This window comes from Xenorhabdus stockiae, from assembly GCF_002632825.1.
GTDB lineage: Bacteria > Pseudomonadota > Gammaproteobacteria > Enterobacterales > Enterobacteriaceae > Xenorhabdus > Xenorhabdus stockiae.
This window is the reverse complement of sequence record NZ_NJAJ01000004.1, coordinates 67,190-84,680: the sequence shown is the minus strand read 5'-3', so window position 1 is coordinate 84,680 and position 17,491 is coordinate 67,190. Positions and strand designations below refer to the sequence as shown.

The following is a 17,491-nucleotide window of genomic DNA, read 5'->3' as shown; positions in this document are numbered from 1 at the left end:
GGTGACGGATAAAGAAGAAACTTTGGCTCAAGCCAAGATCAGCAAACTTAAGAGTTGGTCACCTATATGGATCGTACCAATTATTACTGTGCTCATCGGTGCCTGGATACTATTTTATCACTTTAGCCATCAGGGGCCTGAAGTAATACTGATAACCTCTAATGCCGAAGGTATTGAAGCCGGGAAAACGAAAATAAAGAGTCGCAGTGTTAATGTAGGTGTGGTTGAAAGAGTGTCATTAAGCGATAGCCTAGGTGAAGTGATCATCAAAGCTCGTCTGAATGATGGGATGGAGAGGCTGTTACATAAAGATACCGCATTTTGGGTCGTTAAGCCTCAAATTGGTCGTGAAGGGGTTTCTGGCCTGAGTACATTGTTATCGGGTGTATTTATTGAATTACAGCCCGGTAGCGAAGGCAGTGAAGAAAGAAAATTTTCACTATTGGATTCACCACCATTGGCCTCACCTGATGCAAAAGGTATGCGGCTGATTTTAACCAGTGAAAAAGCAGGAAGGTTATCCGCTGGCGATCCTGTCTTGTTTCGGGGTTATCGTGTTGGTTCAGTAGAAACAAGTACTTTTGATCCTAAATCCCGTCTCGCCAGATATCAGATTTTCATTAATTCCCCTTATGACGGATTATTAACAACCAATATTCGATTCTGGAAAGACAGTGGTGTGGCTTTTGATGTGTCATCACAGGGAGTCAGGGTTGAAGTTGCGGCATTATCCACTTTATTTGCTGGTGGAGTCAGTTTTGATGTACCCAAAGGCTGGGATTTAGGCAAACCGGTACAAGAAAAAGAAACATTTAGACTTTACGATAACGAAAAAAATATAGAGAACTCACTGTATACCGAACACAGAGACTTCTTGCTGTTCTTCTCTGATTCAATCAGAGGCCTACAGCCGGGAGCTCCTGTCGAGTTTCGTGGTATACGGGTGGGTACAGTCGCCAAAGTTCCTTTTTATGCAGACGGGATCAAACAACGCCTTGATAACGATTTCCGCATTCCTGTCTTAATTCATATGGAGCCTGAACGGTTTGAGAGAGAAATTGGTGATGGCTTTTACACAGATAAAGAATTGGAAAAAATTATTTCCCGGGGCTTAAGAGCTTCTCTGAAATCCGGCAATTTACTGACAGGTGCACTGTTCATCGATCTGGACTTTTACTCTGATGAAAAGACATGGAAAGGCCCGAGAGAAATAGCGGGTTATGAGATTTTACCTACTACAAGTAGCGGATTGGCTCAGATCCAGCAAAAAGTCACCATGGCTCTGGATAAAATTAATCAAATGCCGATTGAACCTCTCTTTATTCAGGCAACACAAACATTAGAAGAAAGTCAGAAAACCGTTAAGGCTGCGCGGAAGACTATGGATGAGTTAAATCGCATCCTTGCGAGCAAAGAAGCGCAGGGGCTGCCTAAAGATCTGCATAATACCTTGAATGAATTAAACCGTAGTATGCAGGGGATTCAGCCGGGTTCACAGGCTTACAATAAGCTGGTTGATAATATGCAACGGTTGGATCAGGTCTTGCGTGAATTGCAGCCGATATTGAAGACCCTGAACAATAAGAGCAATGCACTGGTATTTGAAGCGGAAGCCACACAAGATCCTGAACCGAAAAAGGCGCGTAATTAATGAAAAAACTGATGTTAAGATTGGCATTTTTTATACCTGCTGGTTTCTTACTGATAGGGGGAATGTTGCTTTCAGGATGTAGCAGCAGCCAGCCACAGAAAACTTATTATCAACTACCTGTTGTCACAAAAGCCTCAGAGGTGAAACGGGTAAATGTCGAACATGAACCTCAGCTATGGATAAAAAAGGTCAGCCTTGCTGATTACCTTGCATCACCGGGAATTGTTTATCAGACAGGAGATGTCAGTTACGTCAATGCCTCGAATCATTTATGGGCTAGCCCGCTGGAACAGCAGTTACAACAGATTCTGACTACTCAGCTAAGTGCCACATTTCCGCAAAGGCTGGTTTCTGACCAGCTTCTGGAAAAAAATGCTGACATATTGAATATCACAATCACAGCTTTTCATGGGCGCTATGATGGTCGGGTTGTCATTCAGGGATACTGGGTTTTATCTAATCAAAAAGAGACGATTAAGCGGACATTTAACTTAGAGTTGAAACAGACAGAAAATGGCTATGCGCAATTAGTACGTACTTTATCCATGGGTTATAACCAGTTAATTCAGTCTATTGCCAGCCAGATATTTTATACAAAAGGATAATGTATGAAAAAAGCTATTCATGGTTGGTTATTACAACTATTGTAATAAATATGGCGATCCGTTTTTTTAAATAAAAGAGGAATAAATTTTATATTCCTCAGGTCAGGCATTAGCTCGAATAAAAGTTGATACCCGATGTCGGCACTGTATATGTCACGGAATTGATTGATTAACGTGGCATACCTCTCCGCTAAACTTAATGATCTGTAAAAATACTGATTACCTTCCAGTAGCATGATTGCCTTTGCTGAATATGTGGTGTAGTTGTGAGCACATTTTTTAATCTGTCGCACCACGGCATGAGTAATGAAAATAACTATTTGATTAAAATACATTTATGCTGTGTGTCAGTATGATATACGAGAGCTATTTTTTTGTTTTGATTTAAGTTTTGACACTTTTAACCAAAGTCGGTAGCGTCATGATTGAGATAAAAGACACCTTCCTGAGCCAGTACGCTAACAGCCCCACTATCTGCACTATCCTTAATAATTTCAATGACACTGTCGACCCCAGAGCCAGTACGGATGAGTTCTATCATCTGGCAGTCAATGTGCTCACAGCAAAAGGATTCGGACTGGATATTTGGGGGCGGATTGTCGGCATTGGCAGAGATTTATCCATACCGGATCCGAATGCGGATTATTTCGGCTTTAAGGAGACAAAGAAATACACCCCGTTTGACCAGTCCCCCTTTTACAGTGGCGGGTCTTCAGATATGTCTTACAAAATGGATGATTCCACTTACCGAGATGTCATTTTAATGAAGGCGCACTCGAACATCCTGTATGCCACCGCACCAAATATTAACCGGTTCTTGAAAAGCTGCATTTTTACAGGCCGGGCCTATTACCTGATCACCGGACATATGACCGCTCGGTATGTTTTTGAATACCGGTTATCGGAATTAGAAAAGAACCTGATTTACCACCACCACATCTTACCGCATCCGTCAGGGGTTCAGATTTCTATCGCAGAACTGCCCGCGGGTGAATTTTTCGGCTTCTACGGAACGGGCTTTCAGCCTTTCGGTCAGGCCGCTTTTGCACAATAAGGTGAACAATGAAAAATCCTAACTTAATCCCGAAGCCCTTCGCGCAGAACGGGCAGAAAGACGCGATCCCTGCGAACCACAAATCAGACCTGCCCAGCCAAAAGGCCACATGGGATACCGGTTTTCCGCAAATTACTATGATGCCCGTCACCGCAGGCGGTTTACCCCCTAGTGGACGCGATTTTAACGGCATCCTGAACCAGATTTCAGAGAATATCGTGTATTTATCCCAAGGCGGGAAGTTTAAATATTCTCAGGAATATGCGGACTCGACGGGAGGTTATCCCAAAGGGGCAATATTGCAGTCTGATGATGAAACCCGTGAGTTTCAGAGTCTGGTGGATAACAACAAAATTAACTTTAACAAAGAATCGCCAGAGAAAGTAAGTACGGCATGGAAGCAGGTGAGCACAACTCAGCTTTTGGATGAGCTAAATAAAAAACTCAATCGGTCAGATGTCGTGCAATCAATCGGCAGCAGTAAAACGCAGGTAATGAGCCAGAATGCGGTTACCGATGCCCTGAACACCAAACAAGACAAAGGCGATTACGCCACTAATTCGGCCTTGAATCAAGTCAACGATAACGCCAACAGCCGCCTTGAGAAAGCGAAGAATGGGGCGGATATTCCCAATAAGCCCGAATTTGTCAGCAATATCGGCGCTTACCCCAAAACAGGAGGGCAGGTAGATGGAAACATCGAGGTGACCGGTTCGGTTCATGCGGTTAACAACGTGACTGTGGGAGAAGCCATTTATACAGCCTGGGGAGATATCAAAGGGACGATATGGGGTGATGAGTTTTTAAGTCATTGGGTGAAAAAAACGTTTAACGAAAAATGGGCAAACGGGGCAGATATTCCAGATAAGCGGGCTTTTGTTAATAATCTGGGTTTATCGGATGTCGTCTATCGAACTATCGGAAACGGGCCAAATCAGATACCGGATATGTCATTTTTCACATCAGGGCCTAATTGGTTCAAAATGCCTGATGGTAGGATCATTCAATATGGCACCTCTCGGTTTTCGAGGGGTAATGATGAATTTTTTTATGCCGACGCTCGCTTCTCCGTTCCCTTTCCTCATGAATTATCCTGTATGTTTACAACCCTAAGAGGTTACTCGCTGGGACCCCATGCAGTGCTCAATATAGCATCAGATATGGATAGCAAAACATGGGCAGCAATTTCAATGTTAAAAGGGAAATTAATCACTATACCGCCCCAATCTGTTATGTGGCTGGCAATTGGTTATTGGTGGGGGTCTTTTATGAAATACAAATATTCTGATAATCTATTTTATCCATACGCATTAAAAGCTGATTATATAAAATCGGGTATATGGCCTGATACCGGAATTGATGTTGACGAATCCGTTTTTGCGCAATGGACAGCACCCCCCCCTGTGGGCAAAATGCGGATTACTGGCTCTGACGGATTACCCGCATGGGGGGATATACCACCGCCGACACCTCCGACGCCGCAAGAAATGCAACAACGTGCAGAGCATCAAAAACAGCGCTTACTCAGTAAAGCCAAGGAGAAAATCGATATCTGGCAGGATGCCGTTGAGCTTGATATGGCCACGAAAGAAGAGAAAGCCGCACTGCTCAAATGGAAAAAATACCGTGTTCTGCTCAATCGGGTGGATTGTTCAACCGCCCCCGATATCGTCTGGCCTGAACAGCCGGAGTGAGGTAGTAGGGTTAAGCAATAGAAAAATTAAACTGATGACCATACATCGTAATTGTAAAGCACAAAAGTTAGGGAATAGATAGGTGGGTAAATTTGAGTGAGGAGACAATCAAAATATGATTATTTCTTAGCTCAGTGAATCAGTGTTTTTGCGGAGGGTTTTACACCCATTTTACACCAGTTTTACACCAAGTAAATTTGGAGTATAAAAAACCAACCCTAACAGGTTGGTTTTTCTAGGGAAATTTGGTCGGCATGATAGGATTTGAACCTACGACCCCCGACACCCCATGACGGTGCGCTACCAGGCTGCGCTACATGCCGATGACTTTGCTTATAGTACCTTTTTTTATTCGCAAAGCAAGTCCCTTCTTTAGTGAGTGATTGATTTTTCGGCAATTAGTTTGCTAAAAATCGTTTGATTTCAGTCAGTATTTGTAATAACTGAGTAAGATTCGGTTTTGCGTTCTGGATTTCATTGCCATCTGAGTCGTACAGATGGTAGTCCCCATCTTTGGAAAGATAAATTGTGTTTTCAGTCGTTGTCACGATCAGTGAACCGTTCTCACCGGTAATGAGCCAAGGAATATTTCTTTGGCCTCTGAATAGGTCTTCTCCCTGAGAGTAATCATCAGGTGAGTTGCTTACGTGCAATAAACGCTGCATTAATGTAGTCATAACATCCTGATGACCGGTCAGTTTGTTAATAACTTGTGCAGGTGTTCCTGGCCAATGAATGATCAATGGAACGTGCATTTGCTTACGATTAAATTTGTCACCGATAAACCATTTTGGATCGTTGTTTTTGATGGTGCTGCCATGCTTAGCAGTAATAACAACGATAGTGTTGTCCAAAATACTTTTATTTTTCAGTGTATCTAAAACGTTATTGATTTCAGTATCCAGTGTTTTTTTATCAACCTGAATTGACGAAGGAGAAATACCATTAAGGTTTAAAAATGAGAACCATGGTGTAGTACTATTACGCGAATTTAGCCACTGCTGCCATTGCTCTACAGTGAGGTTGTCATTTGGGTTAGTTTCGTAGGGAAGCGAGTAATCGGTTAAAATAGCCTGCCTATAAAGAGGTGTCTGGAATCCATCTGATGAATACAGACCAAACTGATACTTTTGGTGAGTTAAGGCATCAATAAGTGCTGAGGGTTTTCGACTATAAAGGATACTATCCAGATAGCCTGATGATATACCGTAGAATAAACCAAACAACGCAGTATCGTTTTTCATACCGGTACTAAAATGCTGAGTGAACTGAATATTGTTCTTTGTGAAGCGCTCAAGAAATGGCATTTTATTTGCTGTAATGTCACCATTATCCAGACTATCCACAACCAGCAATAATAAATTATAACCGCGGCCGCTATCGCGGTAAGACAGATTATTCAATGGATACTCAATGGTCAGAGCAGCAGGGTTTCCTTGCTGACTGATACGGCGTTGATATTCGTTCTTATCCAGCAAACCATGTTTCTCAAGAAATTTACGCGCTGTCATCGGGTATGAAAGCGGTAGATTTGAGCGTTGCATGGTGATAGGGCGATAGAAATTAGCATCTGCCCAGATATACATCATATGGGAGGCCACAAAAGCTGTGATAAAGATAGCCGCCATAGGTTTACCGAGCTTTTGCCGATTCAGGCTGCGTAATTTTTGCCAGCTCCAGGTTCCATACAGCATCTGCACCAGAAAAATAAGCGGAATGCAGATGAACATCAATTGCCATTCTCTTGCCCGTTCACCCTGTTCAGGATTAGTAACCAAATCCCATACCAATGGTGTCAGGTGCAGGTGAAAACGCACATAAATGGAAGAGTCAAATATCAGTAGTGTTAACCCTGCTGTTGCCAGAGCTGCGGAAAGAAATCGCAGTAAACGCTGTGACATCACAATAAATGTCAGCGGAAATAACACCAGTAAATAAGCGGCAAAAACAATAAAGCTAAAATGACCGAGCCAACTGACCAGCGCATAAATGCGACCAAACAGCGAACCCGGCCAGTCAGATGCGAATAAATAGCGACTGCCCAGCACAAGACTGAACACGATATTGAACAGAGCGAACCAGTGCCCCCAACTGATCATTTGAGAAACTTTTTCGCGATAGTGCTGGCGGTTAGTCACCATATTTTCTTACGTTAATTTTTTAATGGAAAAATTAATGCGCTTTATCTTCGTTAATTGAAGATTGTAACGCGTGTGCAAACGAGTTTGCGATATGTTTGCGTTGGGCTGGTGCAATACTCGTGTTGATCAAATTCGTGACCATGTTGCCTAAAACCATCAATGAAAGATCGGTAGGCACGTGGTTTTTTTCGAAAACACTTACTAGTTCAGCTAATAAATGTTCAACTTTTTCATCGCTGTAGCGAGATGACTGTGGCATGACTCAAATATCCTGAATGTACAAAGCCCAATATATTACCGTATAGAGGGGCTATTTTCTGCTTTTTTATGACAATTTAATTTCCTTATTGTACAAATTGTTGCCATTCTTGTGCCTGCTGCCTCATTTTAGCCTGTGATATGGGGAACGCGAATAATTAAATTGTGAACACTTTTCCATCATTGGGTTTTTTGGTTGCAGCAGAGAGGGAACAGTGTTTGAATACGCCGCTAACTGCAATACCCAGAAGGTCAGTGCTGTAAAAGGAGTAGAAATAATGAGTCTGGAAATTACCCAGATCGCGTTACATCAGTTGATTAAACGTGACGAACAAACACTGGAAGTGATTTTGCGGGATTCTCTGCTGGATACCAATCAGGTAGTCGAAGAGATGATGGCTGAATTACATCGTGTGTATAGCGCTAAAAGCAAGGCTTATGGTGTGTTCAGTGATGAAAGTGAGCTGGCTGAATCACTTCGCCATCAGCGCAAGGGAAATGAAGATTTTTTAGGTTTTAGCCGAGCGGCAACCGTTCGTCTGAAAGATGAACTGATAAAATACCCGTTTGCAGAAGGTGGCACGGTATTATTTTGCCAATATCGATATTTGGCTGTGGAGTATTTGCTAATCGCAGTTCTGAATAGCTGTAGTAGTACCTCAGTCGATGAGGCTCTGGATGTCAATACGACACAATATCTTGATATCCCACATGCTGATATCGTTGCCAGAATTGATTTGACAGAATGGGAAACTAATCCTGAATCCTGCCGCTATCTGACTTTCCTGAAAGGTCGGGTAGGGCGCAAGGTATCTGACTTTTTTATGGATTTTCTTGCCGCCAGTGAAGGAATGAATGCTAAGGTGCAGAATAAAGGATTATTGCAGGCCGTGGATGATTATTGCGAATCTGCTCAGCTTGATAAAAATGAGCGACAGGCTTATCGCCAACAAGTTTACAGTTACTGCAATGAGCAGTTACAGGCGGGCGAAGAGATTAAGCTGCAAGAATTATCGCAGGAATTACCTCCATTAGGTGAACAGAATTTTCAGCAATTCTCCCAAAGTCAAGACTATGAGCTGGAAGAAAGCTTCCCGGCAGATCGCAGTACGTTGCGTCAATTAACTAAATTTGCCGGTAGTGGTGGCGGGTTAACGATTAACTTTGATGCCATGTTGCTTGGAGAAAGAATTTTCTGGGATCCAACGACGGATACATTGACGATTAAGGGAACGCCACCAAATCTACGGGATCAGCTGCAACGCCGTGGCAGTAATAATCACTAATGTTGTCGGTTTTAAGGTTAAAGTTTTCGTAAAAGCCAGAAATAAATAACGCCGCAAATGCGGCGTTATTTACTCGGCGTCCCGATAAAAGCTCGATTCTGGCTAATTAAGCACGCAGGAAATCAATGTGCGTCAGTTTAGGTTTAAACGGATGACGCTGTACTGCCTGCACTTTAACTTTAGTTTCTTTACCATCAACGACCAGAGTCAGAACTTCGTAGAATTCTGGCTTGCTTTCGTGGTTGATAACTGCATCGTGATCCAGTTCGATAGAAACTGGCTCTTGGTTACCACCATAAATGATTGCTGGAAACTTGTTAGCTCTGCGCAGGCGGCGGCTCGCACCCTTACCCTGCTCTTTACGTACTTCTGCATTAATAGTTAACATCATTTTTTCTCTATAAAAGAAGAAAATAAATCCTGCTACAGGCGACCCAGCAGCAGGTTCGATATTTGGCTTAACATTATGTATTACGCTAAGCGGGCGGCATTTTAACGAAAAACCGGTATGACAGCAAATATAAAGTACTCTGCTGTCTGTGATTGTGTTATTTAATACAGAGCATTAGCCCGGCGGAAGCGGCCCTGATAATCAAATATTTTTTCCCTAATCTGCCAGAATTGTCCTTTTTTCCGTGCTACAACAAAGTCTGGATGTCGCAGTAAAGGAAGTTGTTGCGCGATATCGTCGGCAGTTTTCCAAGATAAAGGAACCCCCGGAGCACGCTGATGGTGGCGTATAAATTGAAGTTCAAACACTTTTTTCTGGGCTGGTGTTGTTAAACGAAATAACTCAGAGACATTTGCACCGTCTTCATCGTAATAAGTAATCTTGAGCCACTCACCTTTGTTGTCATTACCCGGAGTTAACTGCATCCCCCCACAACGTAACACCAGAGCATCTTTAAGTTTAAGTGCTGCTTTTAGCATATCATCAGGATCAACGAGTACTTCCTGACAATGATGACAACGTCGGGCTGCTATGTCATTTTCTGTGCCGCAATGTGGACAAGATTTAAAACGAAAGCGAAAATCACATTGATGCCGTTTTCCATTCTCGTCTTCTTCCCATCCCTGACAGCGACGTCCAAAATGCTCAATTATGTCTCCTTTTGCGGTACATTTTCCCCAGAAAGTATTGGCAAATCGGCAGAGCGGGCAGAATACCTGTACAGGCTGATTTTGTGAGTCGGGCTTGTGGCTTCCGACTTCTGGCGTATAAAGGTCATGGGGATTACCTGCATAATCTAAGATTAGGCATTCTTTTTTGTCGGGGAATAAACGCAGCCCCCTTCCAACGATTTGTTGATAAAGACTCACGGACTCCGTCGGACGTAATATCGCAATAAGATCAACATGGGGAGCATCAAATCCCGTTGTCAGTACAGCAACATTGACCATATAACGTAATTGCTGCTTTTTGAATGCGTTGATCAAGAGATCTCGCTCATGGCTTGGTGTATCGGCACTGACTAATGCAGCTTGTCCTACCGGGAGTAACAGGGATATTTCTTTAGCATGTTCAACTGTAGCTGCGAAAATCATGACGCCTTTCCGATCTTCTGCATACTCAATAATTTGCCTGACAATATGTGGTGTGATGCGTTTTTGTCGCTTAATTTCCCGATTCAATTCAGCTGTATTGAAAATACCCTGCTGGCTGGTGCGTACCTGACTGAAATCATACTGCATAACGGGCATATCTAATCTTTCCGGAGGAACGAGAAAATTATGCTTTATCATATAGCGCAACGGAAGCTCATAAATACAGTCACGAAAGAAGCAATTTTCATCGCCGCGGATCATACCGTGGTAGTGATACTGATATATCCAGCCAGCACCTAAACGGTAAGGAGTAGCGGTTAATCCCAGAATGCGTAGTTTTGGATTATTTTTTTGGAGTTGTTGGATAATTTGTTGATATTGGCTATTTTCGTCATCGCTGATTCGATGACATTCATCGATGATTAGCAGTGAAAATTGATGGTTGAAACGATCTAAGTTACGGGCAACGGACTGAATACTACCAAAAACAACTTTTCCTTCGCTCTGTTTTTGGTGCAGTCCGGCAGAAAAAATAGCAGCCGTGAGGTTATATGAACAATACTTACTATGGTTTTGTGCAACAAGTTCTTTAACATGTGCTAGAACCAAAACCCGACCATGAGCCAGCTTTGCCAGCTCAGCAATGACAAGACTCTTACCTGCACCAGTAGGTAAGACAATAACTGCGGGTTCTTTATGTTGGCGGAAATGGCGGATGGTCGCATCTACCGCTTCTTGCTGATAAGGGCGTAAGGTAAAAGCCATTGTTATATTACTGTCACGGATATCGGGTAAAAATCGTTGACAGAGAGAATAGCATTTTTGTCTGTTCTATTTATTGATTTTACAATTACGCTATAAATTATCTGTTTAATCTTGTCATTCAGTAGTAGGCTTAAAGTCATTTTTGCGATTTTTTTAGATTATTTTTTGTTAGGTATAGCTATACATGCGATTGGATAAATTTTTATCACAACAATTAGGTATCAGCCGTAACGATGTTGGGCGTGAATTACGAGCTGGTCGGGTTACTGTCGATAATGAAATTATTAAAACAGGGGCATATAAACTGAAACTTGAGCAGACCGTTGCTTATGAAGGAACGGTTCTGGAGCAATTAGATGGCCCACGTTATTTTATGCTGAATAAGCCACAGGGATATGTGTGCTCGACTGATGATCCCGCCAATCCGACAATTTTATATTTTATTGATGAGCCTGTTGCCCATAAATTACATTCAGCAGGACGGTTGGATATTGATACAACAGGCTTAGTTTTATTGACTGACGATGGGCAGTGGTCACATCGCATCACTTCACCTAAGCATCATTGTGAAAAAACTTATCTTGTGACACTGGAGAACCCGATTTCAGCGGATACTGAAGAAAAATTTCTCACAGGTATCCGGCTGAATGGGGAAAAAACACTGACGAAGCCCGCCAAATTAGAGATTATTGAGCCTCAGCGTGTACGTCTGACTATCAGTGAAGGGCGGTATCATCAGGTAAAAAGAATGTTCGCTGCTGTTGGAAACCATGTCGTTGAACTCCATCGTGAGCGCATCGGTGATATTTATCTGGATCCTGATTTGGATCCCGGTGAATACAGGATGCTGACAGAGAATGAAATCAAGAGCATAAACATGCCAACAGCTTAATTTTTTATCTATTTTATCAAGTTGTTTTGGGAAGAAACGAGTGCAACAACAACGATTATCTTATTTGGGGTTAGTCCTTATTCTTGGGCTAATTTCTATGCTGATGCCACTGGCAATTGATATGTATTTGCCGAGTATGCCAACAATAGCTTCTGATTTCGGCGTCAGTGATGGCAAAGTACAAATGACCCTGAACAGCTATATTTTAGGGTTTGCTATTGGTCAGATAGTTTATGGACCAATGTCTGACAGTCTGGGGCGTAAGCCGGTTATTTTAGGTGGAGTGGCTGTTTTTGCAATATCTTCTGCCGCATGTGCTCTGGCTCAAAATATTGACACTTTTATTTCCATGCGGTTTTTGCACGGTTTTGCAGCCGCTGCGGCCAGCGTTGTGATCAATGCCTTAATGCGTGATATATTCACCAAAGATGAATTTTCTCGCAGTATGTCATTTGTGACGCTGGTTATGATCATTGCTCCGCTACTGGCTCCTATGCTGGGTGGAATAATGATGGTGTGGTTTAACTGGCATGCTATTTTCTGGTCTATTGCAATTGCGGCTGTCATAGCGGCATTGTTAGTAGCGGTTTTTATCAGGGAAACATTACCTAAAGAAAGAAGGCTGCGTTTTAACTTAAAGGTTACTCTAGGGCAGTTTGTGATGCTGTTTAGGCAGCGTCAGGTCTTGTGCTATATTTTGGCAAGTGGTTTTTCTTTTGCCGGAATGTTTTCTTTCCTCAGTGCTGGCTCATTTGTTTATATTCAACTGAATGGTGTCCCTGTGCAGCATTTTGGCTATTACTTCGGGTTGAACATCATCTTTATGTTTGTTATGACAACCATCAATAGCCAATTTGTCCGCAAATATGGTGCATTGAATATGCTGAAATTTGGTGTGTTCGTGCAATTTCTTATGGGGTTATGGCTGTTATTCAGCACGATGCTGGATTTGGGCTTTATTTCTTTGGTATTGGGTGTTGCAATTTATATTAGTTGTATTTCTTTGATTACATCTAACTCAATGGCGGTTGTTTTGGATGGCTATCCCCATATGGCCGGAACGGTCGCATCATTATCAGGAACTTTACGTTTCAGTATTGCTGCTTTGGTTGGAGCAATTTTATCTTCTGCTCCTGAAAAAAGTGCTTGGCCGATGGTTGGTTCAATGGCTTTATGCGTGATATTAGCAATGGCATTGATTGTCTATGCAAGCAGAGCAAAACAATAAAATAATCACATAATTAATAGAAACCACCGGTTGTACAAGGTGGTTTCTTATTTCCATAGACTTCACCTTTCAAATTGCTTTTTTATTGGCTGCACTCGTTTACCTCAGCCACTGTTTTATCAGCATACGGTTATCTATATTCCCGGAGATTATTGAGAGTCTTGTTTTTAGCTGGATAAATTCGTTCCTGACGAAATTGTCTCTCCTTTGTCGTCGCGACCCATCTTGAAATCTGTTGTTTATATACCAGTATCTACGGTTTCTTAAATCACATTTTCATGGTTTGTTCATGAAATCGAGCTGCTATATCAGTATCTGAGTTTTTCCTTCTAAAGTGGGTAGATCCGCACTCAGAAGCAAAAATACCCCAAGAACCCGAAGGAATATTAAGTTTTATTTATTAGATAAATAAAGATATTGAATTAAAAGATAGTCCAATATGGCTGGGTGTTAATTTTATGATGCTAAATGGCTCCATTTTGTTTGTTTTTTGTTAATTTAAGAATGTTAAATATATGACTCTATATGGTAAACATTTTGTTTTTTACTAACCATATGTAATGAAAGGATATTGTAGAAATATTATCGTGTTTTATCGTTAGAAAAAATATCGTTTTGTAAATAAATTTTGAATAAAAAGTTGCCACTTTACATAAAAATAAGTTGAATTTTTTACCAAAACAGTATAAATATATACAAAGTGCGAGTTTGATCTCATTTTTTTCTAAATAAAAGACGAAAAAAGTGTGATGTTGTGATTTTTGTTTTAACTTTTTATTTACTTTTTTGTTGGGTGGTTATTCGGCTTTGAGAAGTCGATAGCCAACAGCTGGTGGTTAGATGTATTAATGTTGTTTCTGATAGGAATAATACGTGAATAATATTCAACTTTCGGTAGTACACAGGCTGCCGCAAAGTTATCGGTGGTCATCTGGTTTTGTCGGGACAAGAGTTGAAATCTTGCCAGAAGAAGAGGCAGATATAGGAAATACCCTGATGGGACTGAAATTGTTAAGCCATGAAGGCGAACATGCATGGGGTATCTTGCATGAGATACATCAGTCTATTTCTGATATGCAAATAATAAGTGCGGTAATTGAGTGGGAAGGTGAGCCGTGTTTGTTTTTTGCTCGAGAGGATGAAAGTGCAGTGATATGTCGGCTGAAGACATTAGGTGCTGCAATTGCTGAAAATATAACAGCATTTTATCCACTTTAACGAATAATAACTGAATAAAAAACGCTTCCGAATGGAGGCGTTTTTTATACTGCAAGAGAAAATATAGGGTAGAAAAAAGAGGCTATATTGAGGCCTTAAGATCATCTGCTAAAACACGGCGTGCACCGTAATAGCGTTTGCTCCAATAAGTATCTGTTAATTTGGAAACCATGACACCACTACTAGTGGAAGCATGGACAAACTGGTTATTACCTATATAGATACCGATATGGCGCCTGTGAACACCTGTCTTAAAGAGTACTAAATCACCCGCTTTTAATTTGGTACGGCTAACTGTCTGACCTATACTCTGCTGCCCTGATGTAGAGCGGGGTAATGCCATACCGAACTGATCATGAAAGGTGCGTTGTACGAAAGCTGAACAGTCAATGCCACGTTTCGTATTACCACCGAGCCGATAGGCAACTCCTTTCCAGTCTGCGTATTGGTTAAGGATCTTAGATTTGATATCCAGATTTTTAACCAATGTTTCAAATTCATCCTGAGATGTTTGCAGGAGAAAATGTTTTTGACTGTTCTGACCGTTTACGGTCTGAGTTTCAGGTTTTTTACTACGTATTTGGGAATCTGGAGAACTACATGCGGTCAGTGCCACTGCCGCGATAATTGCGGGAATAAACCGCAATACATATCTCAGTATTGGTTGAGATTTGACCATTATATTAATTTCCCTTGCAGTCCTTAATGTGACTTATCGCCACCACAAAAACACTAAACGTTCTAAAGGCTAGTATAAAGTAGCGAATTGACAAATTTTTCGTCCCTAAAGTGTGTGAAGCCACACATTTTATTAATATCTTTACAAAAGGAGTATTTTAATAAAAAGGACTAGCGGAAGAGTACAGAAACTGTGAGAAAAAAGCGAGAGATAAAAATAATTATTTACAAAAAATTAGATTATAAACTAATAGGTTAGAATTATTTTGTTTGTTTTTTCTCCGTTGGAGAAAAAGTCTATATTATCGGAGAGATAGTAAGTATCTCCCCGATAATGATTATCTTTTTAGTGAGTACGACCGATATGCGGTAATTTTTTATCTAACCAATCAGCCAAAATGTCACTCAGAGGAGTCAATAATGCCCAGCTTACTCCAACTAAAGTGAGTGATAATGAACCAACAGCAATATCTGTAAACCAATGCGCACCAGCCATAATTCGGGGGAGAGCAAAAGCTATCATAATCAGTAAAGCGATAAAGAATGCCCCACGAGAAATGTATCGAAGGATAAAACAGCTAAAAATTAGCAGCATCAACCCGTGATCTCCCGGGAAGCTATCACCGGAAGCATCTTTGGTATGCCAGCTTGTCATTTCGCTTACACGATTGACGTTTTCAAATGTTAAAGTCGGGCTCGGACGGCTGACAGGGATCTGATGACCAATCTGATTGATGATCACGGCGGTTATCAGCATGACCAGACCAATCATAAAAAGACGGCGTTTTCCTGCGTAATTTTGTTTACGAAATGCGCTATAATAAAGTAAACCCATACATAAGAGTGAGATGACGTCAAATGCTCTTATATTCACGATAGCGACAAATAATGCAAATTTTGAATTTGGGAGTAGTTTTTCATTAAAGTAATGAAAAATGGTGGAGTCAATATGAAACCAAAAGCCGTGATTCTCAGGTAAATACCATGAGAAAAACAGGGCGAAACCAAGCATATTGAGTATAAGTATAGTTAGTGGGCGACTACGGGTCATGTGTTACCTATTTTAATGCGACAATGGGTTTTGGTAGCTAGATTGAGGGTTAGGGCACTATAACAAAAATTAGGGAAAAGAGTAATCATTCGGCTGCGTAATATGTAATCTGTATAGTGTTTATATATTTATATTTTCTATTGATTACATTTCATATCATTATCACATGAATAATATCAAGATATCGAAAAAATAGTTAAATGGCTACCTCAGTAACAATAATATATATTTGGTGTAATTATTGAGCACTGACTATTATTAAATAATTAATTGTTGATTTTTTCATATCCTAATTTGTTAGTATATTATGTTGAATTGTGCTTGGGATAAATAAAACATATAAAGAAATTGTTTCATTTTCCGTTGTATCGTTATATAGATAGCAGAGCGTTAAACCGTTGTCTGGTTTAGGGATTGGCATGGGATTAAAACCGAAAAAGGTAGTGATACCGGTTGCAGAGGTTAAATGCTTATGTTAAAGAACATAGTCATATTTTTGTATATATTTTTATCTTATCCTGTATTGGCTCATTATCCTCCGGATTTAAAATTCAAACCGGATACCTCTCGATCCTTTGATTTTGCTGCTGATGATCCCCCTTGTATATCTGATAATCGAAATAGAGAAACTGAAAAAACAGTAAGCTGGCATAAGCACCACAACAATCAATACATAAGAAAAAATAATACAATTCCCAGAAGAATAGTGGCAATCCATCTTAATGACCAATATATATTAGGACAAAGGGAGTAAGATAGATTGGAGCAAATAAGAATTAGGATTTGTCACTATAACTTATCACTAAATGTTATATAACAATTTTCTAATTTCCTTGCTTCGCTAATTTTAAAATTTTGTGATTTATTTTAAATTTTATATGAAATTTAACTCAAATATTAGTTGTTAATAACAGTATTTTAAATTAATTAATGAAAGTAGCATCTTTCTTTTTAGCTATAAATTCACCTTTGATATAAATCAATAAAAGGTATTGATGTCGTATTATTTTCACATTAAATATTTATTATGGAGATGAAGGAATAAAAGGTAACTGAGTTTTAGTTAATGGACAAACGAAGTGAGGTCACCATGCAAAATTATCTTAAACTATTAATCAGCGTTTTGTTGTTTTCATGGATTTCTTATGGATATGCACAATCTACAAGTGGAAAAATACACTTTTCAGGCTCTATTGTTGATCCCGGGTGTCAGGTTGTTGTATCAAGTGCTCAGGCCAATATCTCCTGCTATAGAAAGGGTAAAAATATTACGGTAAAACAGATTGTTTCAGTCTACAAAGCAAAAAATCCCGGAAGTATTATCCTTCCCGGTAATATAGGTGTTACTAAAGTGAAATGGACTGATAATAAAAAGCGTTTGGCAATTATTAATGTGGATTATTTTTAATTTAAACAGATAATAAG

Annotated in this window: 16 protein-coding genes and 1 tRNA gene; 10 read left to right on the top strand and 7 right to left on the bottom strand. The window is 40.5% G+C overall.

Annotated elements, in window-relative coordinates:
* The first annotated feature begins 1 nt into the window (after position 1).
* The 4 genes from pqiB to Xsto_RS22795 all read left to right on the top strand — a co-directional run bounded on the left by pqiB (position 2) and on the right by Xsto_RS22795 (position 5,004).
* Positions 2–1,651 carry an intermembrane transport protein PqiB gene (gene pqiB, locus Xsto_RS02565; protein ID WP_099124004.1) on the top strand — a complete coding sequence of 550 codons (1,650 nt, stop codon included), beginning with the start codon at positions 2–4 and terminating at the stop codon, positions 1,649–1,651.
* Positions 1,651–2,256, top strand: coding sequence for a membrane integrity-associated transporter subunit PqiC (gene pqiC, locus Xsto_RS02560; protein WP_099124003.1), 606 nt, complete (start codon positions 1,651–1,653; stop codon positions 2,254–2,256). Before pqiB ends, pqiC begins: the two co-directional genes overlap by 1 nt.
* A 421-nt stretch (positions 2,257–2,677) precedes the next feature.
* On the top strand, positions 2,678–3,310 hold the full coding sequence (locus Xsto_RS02550; protein WP_099124001.1) for a baseplate wedge 1 family protein: 633 nt from the start codon (positions 2,678–2,680) through the stop codon (positions 3,308–3,310).
* An 8-nt stretch (positions 3,311–3,318) separates the two neighbouring features.
* Positions 3,319–5,004, top strand: coding sequence for a tail fiber assembly protein (locus Xsto_RS22795; RefSeq protein WP_422646209.1), 1,686 nt, complete (start codon positions 3,319–3,321; stop codon positions 5,002–5,004).
* Positions 5,005–5,250: 246 nt separating this feature from the next.
* Here Xsto_RS22795 and Xsto_RS02540 read toward each other — a convergent pair.
* The 3 genes from Xsto_RS02540 to Xsto_RS02530 form a co-directional block, all read right to left on the bottom strand.
* Positions 5,251–5,327, bottom strand: a tRNA-Pro gene (locus tag Xsto_RS02540).
* 75 nt (positions 5,328–5,402) lie between these two features.
* Positions 5,403–7,145, bottom strand: a complete 1,743-nt coding sequence (gene yejM / locus Xsto_RS02535) for an LPS biosynthesis-modulating metalloenzyme YejM (protein ID WP_099124000.1) — start codon at positions 7,143–7,145, stop codon at positions 5,403–5,405.
* 31 nt (positions 7,146–7,176) lie between these two features.
* A complete protein-coding gene (locus tag Xsto_RS02530) occupies positions 7,177–7,404 on the bottom strand; it encodes a YejL family protein (protein ID WP_099110991.1) in 228 nt (75 codons plus the stop codon).
* A gap of 277 nt (positions 7,405–7,681) precedes the next feature.
* Here Xsto_RS02530 and yejK point away from each other — a divergent pair, with 277 nt between their 5' ends.
* The gene (gene yejK, locus Xsto_RS02525; protein WP_099110990.1) at positions 7,682–8,689 is read left to right on the top strand and encodes a nucleoid-associated protein YejK; all 1,008 of its coding nucleotides are present in this window, start codon (positions 7,682–7,684) and stop codon (positions 8,687–8,689) included.
* 106 nt (positions 8,690–8,795) lie between these two features.
* Here the strand turns inward: yejK and rplY are convergent, their stop codons facing one another.
* Positions 8,796–9,077, bottom strand: coding sequence for a 50S ribosomal protein L25 (gene rplY / locus Xsto_RS02520; protein ID WP_047679702.1), 282 nt, complete (start codon positions 9,075–9,077; stop codon positions 8,796–8,798).
* Positions 9,078–9,241: 164 nt separating this feature from the next.
* Positions 9,242–10,999 (bottom strand): DNA repair helicase RadD, encoded by a 1,758-nt coding sequence (gene radD / locus Xsto_RS02515; protein ID WP_099123999.1) that lies wholly within the window; start codon positions 10,997–10,999, stop codon positions 9,242–9,244.
* A gap of 184 nt (positions 11,000–11,183) precedes the next feature.
* On the opposite strand from radD, the gene rsuA reads away from it, so the two are divergent.
* From rsuA to Xsto_RS02500, 3 genes are all read left to right on the top strand, one after another.
* Positions 11,184–11,891, top strand: a complete 708-nt coding sequence (rsuA, locus tag Xsto_RS02510) for a 16S rRNA pseudouridine(516) synthase RsuA (protein WP_099123998.1) — start codon at positions 11,184–11,186, stop codon at positions 11,889–11,891.
* Positions 11,892–11,931: 40 nt separating this feature from the next.
* Positions 11,932–13,119, top strand: a complete 1,188-nt coding sequence (locus Xsto_RS02505; RefSeq protein ID WP_099123997.1) for a Bcr/CflA family multidrug efflux MFS transporter — start codon at positions 11,932–11,934, stop codon at positions 13,117–13,119.
* Between the two features lie 873 nt (positions 13,120–13,992).
* On the top strand, positions 13,993–14,337 hold the full coding sequence (locus Xsto_RS02500) for a YejG family protein (protein WP_099110986.1): 345 nt from the start codon (positions 13,993–13,995) through the stop codon (positions 14,335–14,337).
* An 82-nt stretch (positions 14,338–14,419) separates the two neighbouring features.
* Here Xsto_RS02500 and mepS read toward each other — a convergent pair whose 3' ends face one another.
* Positions 14,420–15,016, bottom strand: coding sequence for a bifunctional murein DD-endopeptidase/murein LD-carboxypeptidase (mepS, locus tag Xsto_RS02495; RefSeq protein WP_099110985.1), 597 nt, complete (start codon positions 15,014–15,016; stop codon positions 14,420–14,422).
* Between the two features lie 345 nt (positions 15,017–15,361).
* Entirely contained in the window at positions 15,362–16,066 is a 705-nt protein-coding gene (locus tag Xsto_RS02490; protein WP_099110984.1) for a phosphatase PAP2 family protein, read from the bottom strand.
* Between the two features lie 472 nt (positions 16,067–16,538).
* Between Xsto_RS02490 and Xsto_RS02485 the strand changes: the two genes are divergently transcribed.
* Positions 16,539–16,820, top strand: a complete 282-nt coding sequence (locus tag Xsto_RS02485) for a hypothetical protein (RefSeq protein WP_099123996.1) — start codon at positions 16,539–16,541, stop codon at positions 16,818–16,820.
* Between the two features lie 336 nt (positions 16,821–17,156).
* Complete coding sequence (locus Xsto_RS02480; protein ID WP_099110995.1) at positions 17,157–17,474, top strand: type 1 fimbrial protein; 318 nt, start codon at positions 17,157–17,159, stop codon at positions 17,472–17,474.
* Positions 17,475–17,491 lie beyond the last annotated feature (17 nt).